Origin of the sequence: Halovivax sp., from assembly GCA_007119345.1 — an archaeon.
GTDB lineage: Archaea > Halobacteriota > Halobacteria > Halobacteriales > Natrialbaceae > Halovivax.
Window position 1 is genome coordinate 1 of sequence record SKPV01000275.1, and the last position, 12,818, is coordinate 12,818.

Genomic DNA, 12,818 nt, shown 5'->3' on the forward strand with positions numbered 1-12,818 from the left:
CGGGCCGCCGATGTCTTCCATGTGGAAGAACACGTCGTCGTCCGCGTCCTCAGTCTCGATGAATCCGTAGCCGCCGGTGTCGTTGAAGAAATCAACGGTTCCTTTCGCCATTGCTTCTGAACGGAAGGCGGGATCACTGATAACCCTTGCGACTTCCCTCGCAGGCACCGGTTCCGCGGACGGACGGCCTGCGGCGGGCGGATTCGGTCGGAAGGGGGCCCATACGGTCGGTCGATCCGGCCGCCGCGGGGTCGCCGTTCGCGACCGGCGGTCGGGGAGTGGCGCTCACGCCGGAACCATCCGGTAAATCGTCATGGAGACGAAATACACCAGGATGAACAGCAGGAAGCCGACGGAAAAACCGACCAGTTCTCGACTCCCGACGCCGTCGGGACTCGTCGCGGCCAGGAGCGCGAGGCCGCCGACGAAGATTCCGAGCGTGAACAGCCCGACGGCGTAGTAGAACGCGCGATCGGACTCGAGCAGTCGGCGCATCGGTCACCGGCGGTACGCGGCAAGCCGACAAAACGGTTGGCGTCGCCGAGCCCGGGCGAGCCGACGGCGAGCGAGCCGGCGACGATCACCCCCACCAGAAGCGGGTTGGCGACGATCACCCCCACCAGAAGCGGGCCGACGAAATCGGCGGGGCGGCCGGCCGGCACCGTCGCTCCGGTGACCCACCCGCCGGCCCGGCGACGCACTCGCCGGCCGTCAGTACAGCAGGCTGTTCACGGCCGCGTGGTGGCGTTCCGGAACTCGGTCGGCGATCGCGGACGGCTCGGTCGCGCCGTCGGCGTTCACGAGGTACGCCCGCCCCCGGTCGTCGCCGTAGGCGCCCTCGAAGTCGTAGACGAAGCCGTAGACGGCGACGTCGTCGGGGATCTCCGGGGCCTCGAGCAGGAACTCGACCTGGGCGTCGACGTTGTACTCGACGAGCTGGTCGATAAGGAGATCCTCGTCGACGCCCCGCGGCGCGCCGTCCGCGTCCGCGTCGACCGCGTCGTCGGCCAGGGCCTCCCGGATCACCGGCGCGAGGAGCTCGATCCACTTCGCCACCCCGAGCGGGCGGGGCGCGTCGGCGCCGCGGGCGACCTCGTAGGCGGCGGTCACGGCGCCACAGCCGGTGTGACCGACGACGGCCACCGCGTCGGTTCCGCAGTGGTGGATCGGATAGCAGACGCTTCCGTCGACGATCTTCTCGCCCGCGTCGGCGTCCCACACCTGGTTGCCGATGTTGCTCGGCGTGAAGACCTCGCCCGGTCGGTCGACGTTCCACATCCCCTCCTGGGAGACCCGCGAGTCCGAACAGCAGATCGATACGACGGACGGCTGCTGGCCCTCGATGACGCCGTCGAAGTAGTCCCCCGGAAGCGACTCGACGTGTTCGTCGTTGCCCGAGAGCAGGTCGGTGAGGATCTCGTCGGTCATGTTCGTTCCTCCGTGGACCCGGGACAAAAACCGACGGATCGCCGGCGGGTTTCACCATCACCGACGACTCGGCGATCGATCGCTCCGGTGCGAACGCGAGGCCGCGGCGCCGGGATTCGACGAGACCCGCCGTCGGGAGATCGAACGGCCGCTACGATCACGAACACGAGATGTCGGTATCGGGTGTGAAAACTCGGGAGTCGCGAAGGGTCGGTGCCGAGCGAATCGGGAGTTCAGGCGGTCAGACGTCCTCCAGCGGCGTCGGGCTGCCCCCGGATCGGGACGTGCTGATCGACGCGCGTCCGGCGTGGTCGGCGTGGATCCGACTTCGCGGTCGCCGTCCCCGCGCTGCCGGTCGGCGTGACAGGCGGAGCGAAAAGCCGGCGACGAGTGACCCGTCGACGGCGATCGCCGTCGCCGACGAGACCGGTCTCGGACGGACGAGCGGGGGCCGGCGGATCGAACGCACCCCTCATTCGACACGGTTTAGGGCGGGCGCGGAGAACCCGACCGCACGAATGCTCGACCGGACCTACGTGCGCGAGAACCCCGACGAGGTGCGGGCCGCCCTCGAGAACAAGGGGGTCGACCTCGACCTCGATCGGCTGCTCTCGATCGACGAGCAGTGGCGCGAGCTCAAAGCCCGCGGCGACGACCTCCGCCACGAGCGCAACCAGGTGAGCCAGACGATCGGCGAGCTCAAGCGCGAGGGTAGGGACGAGGAGGCCGAGGACGCCATCGAGCGGTCGAACGAGCTCAAGACGGAACTCGAAACGGTCGAGGGGCGAGCCGACGTGCTCGAGACGGAGCTCGAAGAGGGGCTGGCCCGACTCCCGATGATCCCCCAGGAGGACGTCCCGATCGGCGCCGACGAGTCCGACAACGTCGAGCGCCGCCGCGAGGGGTTCGACGACCTCCGGGAGCTGCCCGGCGAGATCGTGCCGCACTACGACCTCGGGGAGGACCTCGAGATCATCGACTTCGAGCGGGGCGCGAAGGTGGCCGGCGGCGGCTTCCAGTTCCTCAAGGGCGACGGCGCCCGCCTGGAGCACGCGCTGATCCAGTTCTTCCTCGACGTCCACCGCGAGGAGCACGGCTACGTCGACGTCTTCCCGCCGATCCCCGTCAACAGCGCCTCGATGCGGGGCACCGGCCAGTTCCCGAAGTTCACCGAGGACGCCTACCGGCTGGGCGGCGACAACGACGACCCGTACGACGACGACGACCTCTGGCTCCTGCCGACGGCGGAGGTGCCGGTGACGAACATGCACCGGGACGAGATCTTCGTCGACGAGGACCTTCCCCTGAAGTACGTGGCCTACTCGCCGAACTTCCGGCGGGAGGCCGGCGAACACGGCACCGAGACCCGCGGCTACGTCCGCGTCCACCAGTTCAACAAAGTCGAGCTCGTCAACTTCGTTCGGCCGGACGAGAGCGCCGACCGCTTCGAGGGGCTGGTCGCCGAGGCCGAGGAGGTCCTGCGCCGGCTGGAACTCCCCTACCGCATCCTCGAGATGTGCACCGGCGACCTCGGGTTCACCCAGGCGAAGAAGTACGACATCGAGGTCTGGGCGCCCGCCGACGACATGGACGACGGTCCCGAGGAGGGCGGCCGCTGGCTCGAGGTCTCGAGCGTCTCGAACTTCGAGGACTTCCAGGCCCGGCGGGCGGGGATCCAGTACCGCCCGGAGCGCCACGAATCGGCCGAGTACCTCCACACCCTCAACGGCTCGGGCGTGGCCCTACCCCGCGTGGTGGTTGCGATCATGGAGTACTACCAGAACGAGGACGGAACGATCACCGTCCCCGAAGCGCTGCGGCCGTACATGGGCGGCCAGGAGGTCATCGAGGGCCACGATCCGGTCGGGGAGAGTGCGCTGGGGGAGAGCGAGGGCGAGTGAAACGAGCCCTCGAGGCGGAGCGGGGAGGCGTAGCCGACCCGCGGAGCGAGAGCGAGGATTGAGCGGAGCGAACTCCTCGAGGCGGAGCGGGGAGGCGTAGCCGACCCGCAGGCACGGGAGCCGTGAGCAGGCGACGGCGACGAGACGACCCCACCGGCGGAACTTTTTCACGCCAGCGGCCGAACCCCGACCGATGAGCGACGACGAGCCGCTGGCCATCGCGTACGAGCGACACGATCGCGTCGCGCTCTTGCTGGACACGATCCGGTACGTCCTCGAGGAGCGCTCGCTCTCGGCCGAGGGCTGGGACGATCCGCAGTGCCGCGGGCCGGGGATGTACCTCGTGGTCGTCTCGGGACGATCGGTCGCCGAGCACGCGGACCCGCTGGGGGACAACCGGTGGCCCGTCGAGGAGAGCCGCGACGTGCTCGCGGACCCGGGCGCGTTCGCGGCCGCCGCCGAGCGGGTGGCCTACGAGTGCGACGGAACGGGGGTCGTCAGCGTCGACGGCGTCGTCCAGGAGCGGATGGTCCGGTTCCGGGATCCGCCGTCGCCCGGGGGCGAGTACGCCGACTGGATGGGGACCCGCCACATGAGCGCCCTCGACACTTCCCGCCGGGACACGGTGATCGCCGCGCTCACGCTGAGCCAGGAGAGCGGGCGCGTGACGGTGTTCCGGGACGGGACGTACGACTCGGTCGAACGGGAGGCGATCGCCGCGCGCTGGCGCGCCGACTGAGCCGAGCCGGAGACGACGCCGCGACCGAGAACCAGACTCGAAGCTCCCGCCCCTCGGACGGGCGACGTTTAGGAGCCGGGGACCGTATCTACCCGCATGGTCACCACGATCTCCGCCGAACAGCTGAAACGGTATCTGGACGACGACGAGCCGTTCGCGCTGGTCGACACCAGGACCGAGGAGAGCTTCGATGCCTGGCACGTCCGCGGGGCGCTCAACTTCCCGTTCGGGCCCCAGGAGGAACTCGACGGACGGCTGGAGGAGCTCCGGGAACTCGTCGGCGACGTCGGTTCGGTCGTCACCATCTGCGCGAAAGGGATCTCCTCCGGGAATCTGGCCTCACAGCTCGTCGACGCGACCGACGAGTGGGAGGTGCAGGCGGTCGACGGCGGGATGAAGGCCTGGAGCGGCGTCTACGACAGCGTCGAGGTCGACGTGGGCGAGGCCGTCCGAGAGGGAGGCCTCGAGACGACGAGCGGTGAAACCGCGAGGGGCGAGGGCGTCCGCGTGATCCAGCTCCAGCGCCGGGCGAAGGGCTGTCTCTCCTACGTCGTCGGCTGTGGTGAGACGGGCGACGCGGTCGTCGTCGATCCGACCGAGGACGTCGACGAGGTGAAGGCGGCAGCCGAGGAGGCCGGGCTGACGATCGCGGCCGTGCTCGACACGCACGTCCACGCCGACCACGTCTCCGGCGGCCGCCGGCTCGCCGAGGAGCTCGACGTCCCCTACTACCTCGGCGACCGCGCCGCGGAGCGCGGCCTCGACTACGAGTTCGAGGGGCTGGCCCGCAACGAGGTGCTGGAGGTGGGCGAACTCGAGTGCAAGGCCCTCGCGACGCCCGGCCACACCAGCGAGATGATCAGCCTCCTCGTCGACGACCTGGCGGTGCTGACGGCGGACACGCTGCACGTGAACTCGGTCGGACGGACGGAGCTCGAATTCAGCGAGGACGAGGGCGAGGAGGGAGCCAGGATGCTCTACGAGACGCTCCACCGGACGCTGCTGGCCGAGCCCGAGGGCGTGACCGTCCTGCCGGGGCACGTGACGGTCACCGCGGACGGCGAGTTCGCGGTCGGGGCGCCGGGCGAGGCGATCGCGACGACGGTTCGGAACGCCCGGACCGGCATCGACCTCCTCCAGGTCGACGAGGAGGCGTTCGTCGACCGACTGGCCGATCCCGGCGAGAAGCCGGCGAACTACGAGGAGATCATCGAGATCAACCGCGGGGTCCGCGAGCTTGATCCGGAGGAGCGGACGGAGCTCGAACTCGGGCCGAACAACTGTTCCGCGTAGTCACGGACCGATCGGAGTGCTCCGGAGACTACCGCGTGTAGGTCTCCAGTCGGGCGATCCGGCCGTCCGCGATCCGGAAGTGGTCGGCGAACTCGACGAGGAGATCGCCGTCGCCGTCGAGCAGCCGGCCCCGAGCCGCGACGCGATCGCCGCTCCCGAAGACGTCGTCCAGTTCGTGTGTCGTGCCCGTCACCGGCCGATCTTCCCGCATGAATCGGACGAACGCGTCCGGTCCGTCGAACGCGCGGTCCGGACGGCGCTGGACGAACGTCGGCGCCAGCAGGGATTCGAGGTCGTCGTAGGCGCCCTCGTCCAGCGCCTCGTAGTATCGGCGGACGAGGGCTGGGCCGACAGATGGCATGCACGGCCGTTGGGACGGCGTCCGTAAATAGCACACCGTGACCCGGCCTCGTCAGTTAGCACGCGATAACCCGGCCTCTTCCGTTAGCACGCGATAGCCCGGCCTCGTCCGTTACCACGCGATAGCCCGGCCTCTCCCGTCTCCGCGATCCGGCCCCGGTCGTTCCGACGGGCGACGGTCGCTTCGTACCCGCGAGTCCGACGAGCGAGCACTGAGACGCCGTTCGGCGAACGCTCTCCGCTCGGTTCGAGGCAAGCGTTAACCGCCCTGCCGGCGGAGAGCCGCGGTGAGTACCCGTGTCCCGTCCAGCACTCTCGCCCGGAATGCGAAAGCGGAAGGCGGCGCTCGACGCGATCCCGCCCGTGGACAGGTCGGTCGAAGACGGCATCTTGCACGTCACGAGGCGGTTTCGCGGGCTACCGCCGGAGCGGGCGGTGGGCTACCTCGAGAACCTCGGCGGCACGAGGGCCAGCGAGGACGAGGTCGAGGGCGACGGGTGGCGAGCGCGACTCTCCGCGGAGACGGTTCCGGTGGGTCCCTCGTACCGGCTCACGGAGGTGACGGTGGCGTGGAGTGGTGACGAGGAGGTCGTCGAGTCGATCGTCCTCCGGTTTCGAGTCAAGCCATTTCGCGCACCGGGGTGAATGATCCGCCGTCGCCGTCGATCCCGACGAACTCGGTCGCCCGTCGAACGCGCGGTCCGGACGCCGCTGGACGAACGACGGCGCCGTCGCCCCGCCGCCTACCACGTCACGGTCTTCATCCCGGCGTCGGTCAGCTCGTAGCCCCCGTCTCGCTCGTGTACCGCGAGCTGCAGGACGTGCTCTTTGTGATCGTCGACCTCGAAGACGGCGCCCACGGCCCGTTCGATGCGGTCGCCGTCCGAGAGACCGACGTCCCCGTCGGCACCCGAAACGTCGACCACCGACCCGTAAAACCGGAAGTAGTCGTACGTCCCGACCGGAATCTCCGTCCGCTCGACGAGCGTCGCCTCGAGATCGGGGAACGCGCCGGGCTCGTTCTGGAGCGCGACCGTCTCGTCGGCGTCGTAGCGAACACCGCCCTCCTCGCCGGCCCGACTCAGTTCGACGGACGCGATTTCCAGCGCGATCTCGTACGCTTCGGGTTCGCCGAACCCCGAAACCTGCTCGACGCGAACGGTCACCTCGGCGTCGCCGTCGGGATGGGCGACGAATTCCGATCCGTTCCGGTCGTTCCCGCCGTCGCGGTCCCCGGCATCGTCACCGCCGGCAGGAACCGATTCGAGACACCCCGAGACGGCGGACAGCGAGGCCACGCCGATGCCGGCGAGCCAGTCACGTCGTCTCATGGTCGCTACTCGAACGCCCCCCACATATAAGCGGGGAAGATCGTTCGACCGACGCTCGCGGCCGCCGCCGCGAGGCGCTCGCCGCCCGGTCGGCGGCGGGACGGCCTCTCAAGAGAAGTCCCCCGGCAGCTCCGCCGGCTCGTCGACTCGGCCCGCCTGCACACTCCAGAGGGCGGCGTACCGGCCCTCCGCTTCGCGGAGCTCTTCGTGGGTGCCGCGCTCGACGACGCGGCCGTCCTCCAGCACGAGGATGCGGTCCGCATCCCGGATCGTCGAGAGCCGGTGGGCGATCGCGAGCGTCGTGCGGTCCTCGGTCAGGCGCTCGATCGAGCGCTGGATCGCGAGCTCGGTCTCGGTGTCGACGGCGCTGGTCGCCTCGTCGAGGACGAGGATCGGCGGATCCTGCAGGACGACCCTGGCGATGGCGATGCGCTGGCGCTGGCCGCCCGAGAGCTTCGTGCCGCGCTCGCCCACGCGGGTCTCGTAGCCCTCCGGAAGGCCCAGGATGAACTCGTGGGCCTCCGCGGCTTTCGCGGCCTCGCGAACGGCCTCGTCGCTCGCGTCGAACTGGCCGTAGCGGATGTTCTCGGCGACGGTCCCGTCGAAGAGGAACGTCTCCTGGCCGACGTAACCGATCGCCTCCCGCAGGTCGGCCAGCTGCAGTTCCCGGAGATCGTGACCGTCGATCCGGATCGCGCCCTCGTCGACGTCGTACAGCCGCAACAGGAGTTTGAGCAGGGTGGACTTCCCCGCGCCCGTCGGGCCGACCAGCGCGACCATCTCGCCGGGCTCGGCGACGAACGAGACGTCCTCGATCACGGTCTCCTCGTCGCCGTCGCCGAGAACGTTGTCGTACGCGAAGGTGACGTCGACGTACTCGACGCGGGCGTCGGGGTCGGGGAGGGGTCGGGCGTCCTCGGCGTCCTCGATCGCGACGTCGATGTCCATCAGCCCGAAGATGCGCTCGCTCGAGGCCTTCGCGTTCTCGTACTGGTCGACGATGTCCGAAACCTGCGCGAGCGGGTCGACGATCCGCTGGGTCAGCATCAGGAAGACGACGAAGTCGCCGACCGACAGCGTCCCCGTCAGCGGGCCCGGCGCGGTCCCCGTGGCGAGCCAGAGGCCGCCGACGAGGAACGTCGCGGCGAAGGCGATCCCGGCGAGCAGCTCCATCCCGGGCCGGTAGAGGTAGCTCAGCTTGAGGACGTCCATCGTCCGGTCGAAGAAGTTTCGCGAGGACTTCCGGACGCGGTCGACCTCGTAGGACTCGGTCGCCGTCGCCTTCGTGAGGCCCATCCCGGAGATCGCGTTCTCGAGGCGGGTGTTGAGACGGGCGACCGCGGACCGCTGGCGGACGTATCGGGGCTCGACCGTTTTCATGAACCAGATCGTGAACGCGAACATCGCGGGGACGGCGAACAGCGTGACGAACGCCAGCTGCCAGTTGAGGTAGAAGAGGACGGCGGCGATGCCGAGCACCATGACCAGCAGCCGCAGCGAGTCCATCAGCGCGTTGTCGAGGAACATCTCGAGGTTCCGCGTGTCGTCGTTCAACACCGCCATCACCTCGCCGGTCTGCTTGTCGTCGAAGAACGTCTGGTCGAGCCGTTGCATCTTCCGGAAGCTGTCGACCCGCACGGCGTGCATCACGCCGTGGGCGAACAGGTTGGCGGTCACGCCGTAGATCCACGTGAAAACCGCCACCGCGACGAACGCTACCGCGATCGCGATCACGGTGAACTCGAACTGCGCCATTTGGCCGTCCGGCAGCCAGGCGTCGGGGACGATCGGAAGCGAGTACGCCGCCGCGTCCGCGTCGGGAGCGAAGATGGCGTCGATCGCCACCCCCAGCAGGACCGGCGGCACGAGGCTCGCCATCCGGGCGACGAAGTTCGCGACCATGCCCGCGCTGAACCAGCCCAGCCGGCCGGGCGCGTACTCCACGAACAGGCGCGTCAGCGGGCGATCGACCCGCTCGCGGTACCGGTCGAACGGCGTCTCCTCCTCGTCGTAGGCGCTCACTGAAATCGGCTACTGTTTCGAACCGTAAATCCACAACGGTTCAGGATGTCCGTACGATTCCGCTCGTTCACCCCCTATCGAAGCCGAACGAGCGCAGCTCCCGCGACCACCTGGAAGGTTCGCGCCGCGGCTTTTTCGGGACGGCCGCCCGAGAGGCGGGCGTGACCGACGACGAATCAGTCAGCCGCCGTCGCGTCCTCCGCTCCGCCGGCGTGGTCGGTCTCGGCGCGGTCGGCGCCGGGGCAGCGGCGTCCGCCCGCGGCGAGGCGGATCGCGGTCCCCGGCGATCGGACCGGGCGCTCGCGATCGACGATGACGACGGTCCCGACGTCTTCGCCGGCGACGACGCCCCCACGTGCGACCGCGACCGCACCGACGACGACGCCCTCCCGTTCGACACGAACGGCGACTACGGCGGCTGGGGCGGCCACGAGTACCACGGAACCGACGAGGACGAAGACGCCGACCGGGCGCCGGTCGTCTTCGTCCACGGGAACACCGACGACGCCTGCGCCTTCGACCCGCACGCCGAGGCGTTCCTGGAGGGCGCCTACGCGGGCGACGGCCTCTGGTCGATCACCTTCCGCGAGGAGACGACCACCCACCCCGAGATGGCCGACCAGCTCGACGGGTTCGTCGAGCGGGTGCTCGAGGAGACGGGCGCGGACGCGGTCGACGTCGTCGCTCACAGTCTCGGCGTCACCGGCGCCCGCTACTGGATGGACGAGGAGGATCGCTACGACGACGTCGAAACGTTCGTCGGCCTCGCCGGCGCCAACCACGGCACCTGGGTCTGCGGTCCCGGCTGCGAGGCGCTGCCCGGCCGCGGCGAGCCCTGCCAGTTCCTCTCACCTTCCTGCGCCGACCCCGGCGGTCCCCTCCACGACCTCAACTCGCCGGACGAGACCCCCGGCGACGTCGACTACTACACGATCCGCGGCGGTCTCGACCTCCTCTTCCTCCAGAACCGCGAGAGCCCGGCGCTCGAGGGCGCCGAGAACGTCGAACTCGAGTGGCGCGGTCACGACGCGGCCCGCGAGAGCGAGGCGGCGATCCGGCTGACCTACGGGTGGCTGCGCGACGGGTGAGGAGCGGAGCAGCCGCGTGTAACAGCAGTCCCGATCGGAACGAGGATCCTTTCGTCGGTGAACAGGGTACGGGACTAGCGTCGGCGAGCGAGCGGTGCGGAGAACCCGGGCGGTGCGCGGTTCGGAGCGACCAAAGGGAGCGAGAACCGCGGGATGGCGAACGGTGAGCGTAGCGAACCGTGAGCGAAGCCGTTCTCCGAGCGCGAGCGCGGCGCGTAGCGCCGCGGAATCGCGAGCGGCGAAGCCGCGAGCAGCGAGCGAAGCCGGAGGCTGAGCGAGTGGAACGGAAGGAGGAGTGCTTTTATACTAAATTTTGCCGAGGGCCGGCGAAGCCGGGCTGCGGTCGTGTTTAGTTAGTCTCATTGTGCCAGCGGGCGAAGGCTTGGAGCCACGAATCGGCCGTTTTTGGATCGACGTGACTGAACGAGTTTGAGAACGAGGAGGTTCGACCTTTTACCTCTCTGTAAACACGTTCGACGGAGTTCCGATCACGGTATCGTTCGTACCGAAACTCGAAGCCGCGGCGGTGAAGTGCGGCTTTGGGTCAGGCGGCTGAATCAATGAAAAAGACGGCGTCCTCGACGTCGTGTTTCTCCATGAGTTCTGCGAGAACCATCTCGGTAAGAGCGGTTGTGCGCGTCGAATACAGCCGAACGTGCAGGAACCGGTTCGTCGCTGGATCAACCGCTGCGTACAGCCAATACTGCTGACCATCGATCCAGATCACCGTCTCATCGAGCGCAACGGTGGCCGGTTGAGCTCCCTCACAAGGAGCAAGATCGGCTTTATGCACCCAGTCGTGGACGGCTTTCCGACTCCGTTTGACATCGTACTTCTCCAATTCTCGAACGGTATTCGGAAGCGAGAAATAGCCTAAATGGAGGCGAATACCCAGCGCCATCAGCTCACGTGGTGTCCGCTCTCGCTGCACAAACTCCAAGTCGATCCATCCACTAGATCCCCTGAGGCTGGCAGTTTTCGGCATTGGCACCAAAAACTGCCACCGCCTCACCACTTCATACTCAAACTAAACACCGCCCGGGCCGCAGAGCAAAATTTAGTGTTGGCTCGCGGGCCGGAGGCCCGCTCGCCTCTTCGAGGTTCTCGCTCGCGTTGCTCGCTCCGAACCTCGCTTACATCGCGCCGCCCATACCGCCCATGCCGCCCATGCCGCCCATGCCGCCGCCGGGGGCGCCTTCCTCGTCGTCGCCCTTGTCGGTCGAGAGGTCGCCGGCGGCGATGATGTCGTCGATCTTGAGGACGAGGTTGGCGGCCTCGCTGGCGCTGGTGACCGCCTGCTCTTTGGCGTGGGCGGGCTCGACGACGCCGGCCTCGAAGGTGTCCTCGACGTCGCCGGTCCAGGCGTTCAGGCCCGCGCGGACGTCGCCGTCGTCGTGGGCCGCGCGCAGGTCGACGAGCGTGTCGATGCTGTCGAGGCCGGCGTTCTCGGCGAGCACGCGGGGAACGAGCTCGAGCGAGTCGGCGAAGGCCTCGACGGCCAGCTGCTCGCGGCCGGAGACGCTGTCGGCGTAGTCGCGCAGGCGCCCGGCGAGTTCGACCTCGACGGCGCCGCCGCCCGCGAGGACGCGGCCGTCGGAGACGGTCTGGGCGACGACGTCGAGCGCGTCGTTGATGCCGCGCTCGAGCTCGTCGACGACGTGCTGGGTCGAGCCGGCCAGCAGGAGGGTGACGCCGTGGGCGTCCTCGCCCTCGACGTAGAACATGTCGTCGTCCTCGTCGCGGCTGACGTCGCCGAAGCCGAGGTCCTCCTCGGTGGCGCTCTCGAGGTCGGAGACGATCGCGGCTCCGACGACCTCCTTGAGGAACTCGAGGTCGGACTTCTTGGCTCGCCGGACGGCGAGGATGCCCTCCTTGGCGAGGTAGTGCTGGGCGAGGTCGTCGATGCCCTTCTGGCAGAAGACGACGTCGGCGCCGAGGTCGACGATGTGGTCGACCTTCTCGCGGAGCTGCTGTTCCTCGCGGTCGAGGAACTGCTGGAGCTGGTCCGGATCCGTCACGGAGACCTCGGTGTCGACGTCGGCCTCCTCGATCTCGATCGGATCGTTCAGCAGCAGGATGTCGGCGTCGGTCGCCTCCGTGGGCATGTCGTCGTGGACCGGATCCTTGTCGACGATGCCGCCCTCGAGGAGGTCGGACTCGCCGACGGCGCGACCGGATTGGGTCTCGATCTTGAGGAACTCGAGGTCGACGACGTTCTCGCCTTCCTCGTCCTCGACGGTCACCTGTCGGATGGCGTCGACGATGAGCTGCGAGAGGTGCTCCTTGTTGACCTCGGCGCCCTTGCCGGTCATCGAGGTCTCGGCGACCGAGCGCAGGAGGGCTTCGTCGTCGGTGTCGACTTCGGTCGCAACGGCGTCGATCTCCTCGCGGGCCTGCTCGGCGGCCATGTGGAAGCCCTTGATGATCGCCGTCGGGTGGATGTCCTGCTCGAGGAGGTCCTCGGCGTTCTTGAGGAGTTCGCCCGCGATCGCCACGGCCGTCGTGGTGCCGTCGCCGGCCTCGTCCTCCTGGGTTTCGGCGACCTCGATGATCATCTCGGCCGTCGGGTTGTCGATGTCCATCTCCTTCAGGATGGTGACGCCGTCGTTCGTGATGGTGACGTCGCCCATCGAGTCGACGAGCATCTTGTCCATCC

General features: G+C 68.6%; 12 protein-coding genes and 1 pseudogene. 5 read left to right on the plus strand and 8 right to left on the minus strand.

Going from position 1 to position 12,818, the window contains the following annotated elements; translation table 11 throughout:
- The 3 genes from QZT59_RS18360 to QZT59_RS18370 form a co-directional block, all read right to left on the minus strand.
- The coding region (locus tag QZT59_RS18360) for a cold-shock protein (protein WP_290819339.1) at positions 1 to 111 on the minus strand (111 nt) is incomplete at its 3' end.
- A gap of 174 nt (positions 112 to 285) precedes the next feature.
- Positions 286 to 495: a hypothetical protein gene (locus QZT59_RS18365; RefSeq protein WP_290819329.1), complete on the minus strand. Its 210-nt coding sequence runs from the start codon at positions 493 to 495 to the stop codon at positions 286 to 288.
- Positions 496 to 711: 216 nt separating this feature from the next.
- The gene (locus QZT59_RS18370) at positions 712 to 1,428 is read right to left on the minus strand and encodes a carbonic anhydrase (protein WP_290819330.1); all 717 of its coding nucleotides are present in this window, start codon (positions 1,426 to 1,428) and stop codon (positions 712 to 714) included.
- 518 nt (positions 1,429 to 1,946) lie between these two features.
- On the opposite strand from QZT59_RS18370, the gene serS reads away from it, so the two are divergent.
- The 3 genes from serS (at position 1,947) to QZT59_RS18385 (ending at position 5,361) form a co-directional block, all read left to right on the plus strand.
- Entirely contained in the window at positions 1,947 to 3,329 is a 1,383-nt protein-coding gene (serS, locus tag QZT59_RS18375) for a serine--tRNA ligase (protein ID WP_290819331.1), read from the plus strand.
- 193 nt (positions 3,330 to 3,522) lie between these two features.
- The gene (locus QZT59_RS18380) at positions 3,523 to 4,068 is read left to right on the plus strand and encodes a diadenylate cyclase (RefSeq protein ID WP_290819332.1); all 546 of its coding nucleotides are present in this window, start codon (positions 3,523 to 3,525) and stop codon (positions 4,066 to 4,068) included.
- Between the two features lie 96 nt (positions 4,069 to 4,164).
- Positions 4,165 to 5,361, plus strand: coding sequence for a rhodanese-like domain-containing protein (locus QZT59_RS18385; RefSeq protein ID WP_290819333.1), 1,197 nt, complete (start codon positions 4,165 to 4,167; stop codon positions 5,359 to 5,361).
- Between the two features lie 28 nt (positions 5,362 to 5,389).
- Here QZT59_RS18385 and QZT59_RS18390 read toward each other — a convergent pair whose 3' ends face one another.
- Positions 5,390 to 5,722 (minus strand): nuclear transport factor 2 family protein, encoded by a 333-nt coding sequence (locus tag QZT59_RS18390; protein WP_290819334.1) that lies wholly within the window; start codon positions 5,720 to 5,722, stop codon positions 5,390 to 5,392.
- Between the two features lie 296 nt (positions 5,723 to 6,018).
- Between QZT59_RS18390 and QZT59_RS18395 the strand changes: the two genes are divergently transcribed.
- Positions 6,019 to 6,366, plus strand: coding sequence for a hypothetical protein (locus tag QZT59_RS18395; protein ID WP_343195803.1), 348 nt, complete (start codon positions 6,019 to 6,021; stop codon positions 6,364 to 6,366).
- A 98-nt stretch (positions 6,367 to 6,464) separates the two neighbouring features.
- Here QZT59_RS18395 and QZT59_RS18400 read toward each other — a convergent pair whose 3' ends face one another.
- Both QZT59_RS18400 and QZT59_RS18405 read right to left on the minus strand, forming a co-directional pair.
- The gene (locus QZT59_RS18400; protein WP_290819335.1) at positions 6,465 to 7,052 is read right to left on the minus strand and encodes a hypothetical protein; all 588 of its coding nucleotides are present in this window, start codon (positions 7,050 to 7,052) and stop codon (positions 6,465 to 6,467) included.
- Positions 7,053 to 7,160: 108 nt separating this feature from the next.
- Complete coding sequence (locus QZT59_RS18405) at positions 7,161 to 9,074, minus strand: ABC transporter ATP-binding protein (protein WP_290819336.1); 1,914 nt, start codon at positions 9,072 to 9,074, stop codon at positions 7,161 to 7,163.
- A 161-nt stretch (positions 9,075 to 9,235) separates the two neighbouring features.
- Between QZT59_RS18405 and QZT59_RS18410 the strand changes: the two genes are divergently transcribed.
- Positions 9,236 to 10,162, plus strand: coding sequence for a triacylglycerol lipase (locus QZT59_RS18410; RefSeq protein ID WP_290819337.1), 927 nt, complete (start codon positions 9,236 to 9,238; stop codon positions 10,160 to 10,162).
- 349 nt (positions 10,163 to 10,511) lie between these two features.
- Here QZT59_RS18410 and QZT59_RS18415 read toward each other — a convergent pair.
- Both QZT59_RS18415 and thsB read right to left on the minus strand, forming a co-directional pair.
- Positions 10,512 to 11,147, minus strand: a pseudogene (locus QZT59_RS18415) (IS6 family transposase).
- Between the two features lie 148 nt (positions 11,148 to 11,295).
- A partial coding sequence (gene thsB, locus QZT59_RS18420; protein WP_290819338.1) for a thermosome subunit beta occupies positions 11,296 to 12,818 on the minus strand: 1,523 nt, incomplete at its 5' end.

Coding starts and splice junctions, on each gene's coding strand:
- QZT59_RS18365 (WP_290819329.1), bottom strand. CDS start 495: ATGCGCCGACTGCTCGAGTCCGATCGCGCGTTCTACTACGCCGTCGGG.
- QZT59_RS18370 (WP_290819330.1), bottom strand. CDS start 1,428: ATGACCGACGAGATCCTCACCGACCTGCTCTCGGGCAACGACGAACAC.
- serS (WP_290819331.1), top strand. CDS start 1,947: ATGCTCGACCGGACCTACGTGCGCGAGAACCCCGACGAGGTGCGGGCC.
- QZT59_RS18380 (WP_290819332.1), top strand. CDS start 3,523: ATGAGCGACGACGAGCCGCTGGCCATCGCGTACGAGCGACACGATCGC.
- QZT59_RS18385 (WP_290819333.1), top strand. CDS start 4,165: ATGGTCACCACGATCTCCGCCGAACAGCTGAAACGGTATCTGGACGAC.
- QZT59_RS18390 (WP_290819334.1), bottom strand. CDS start 5,722: ATGCCATCTGTCGGCCCAGCCCTCGTCCGCCGATACTACGAGGCGCTG.
- QZT59_RS18400 (WP_290819335.1), bottom strand. CDS start 7,052: ATGAGACGACGTGACTGGCTCGCCGGCATCGGCGTGGCCTCGCTGTCC.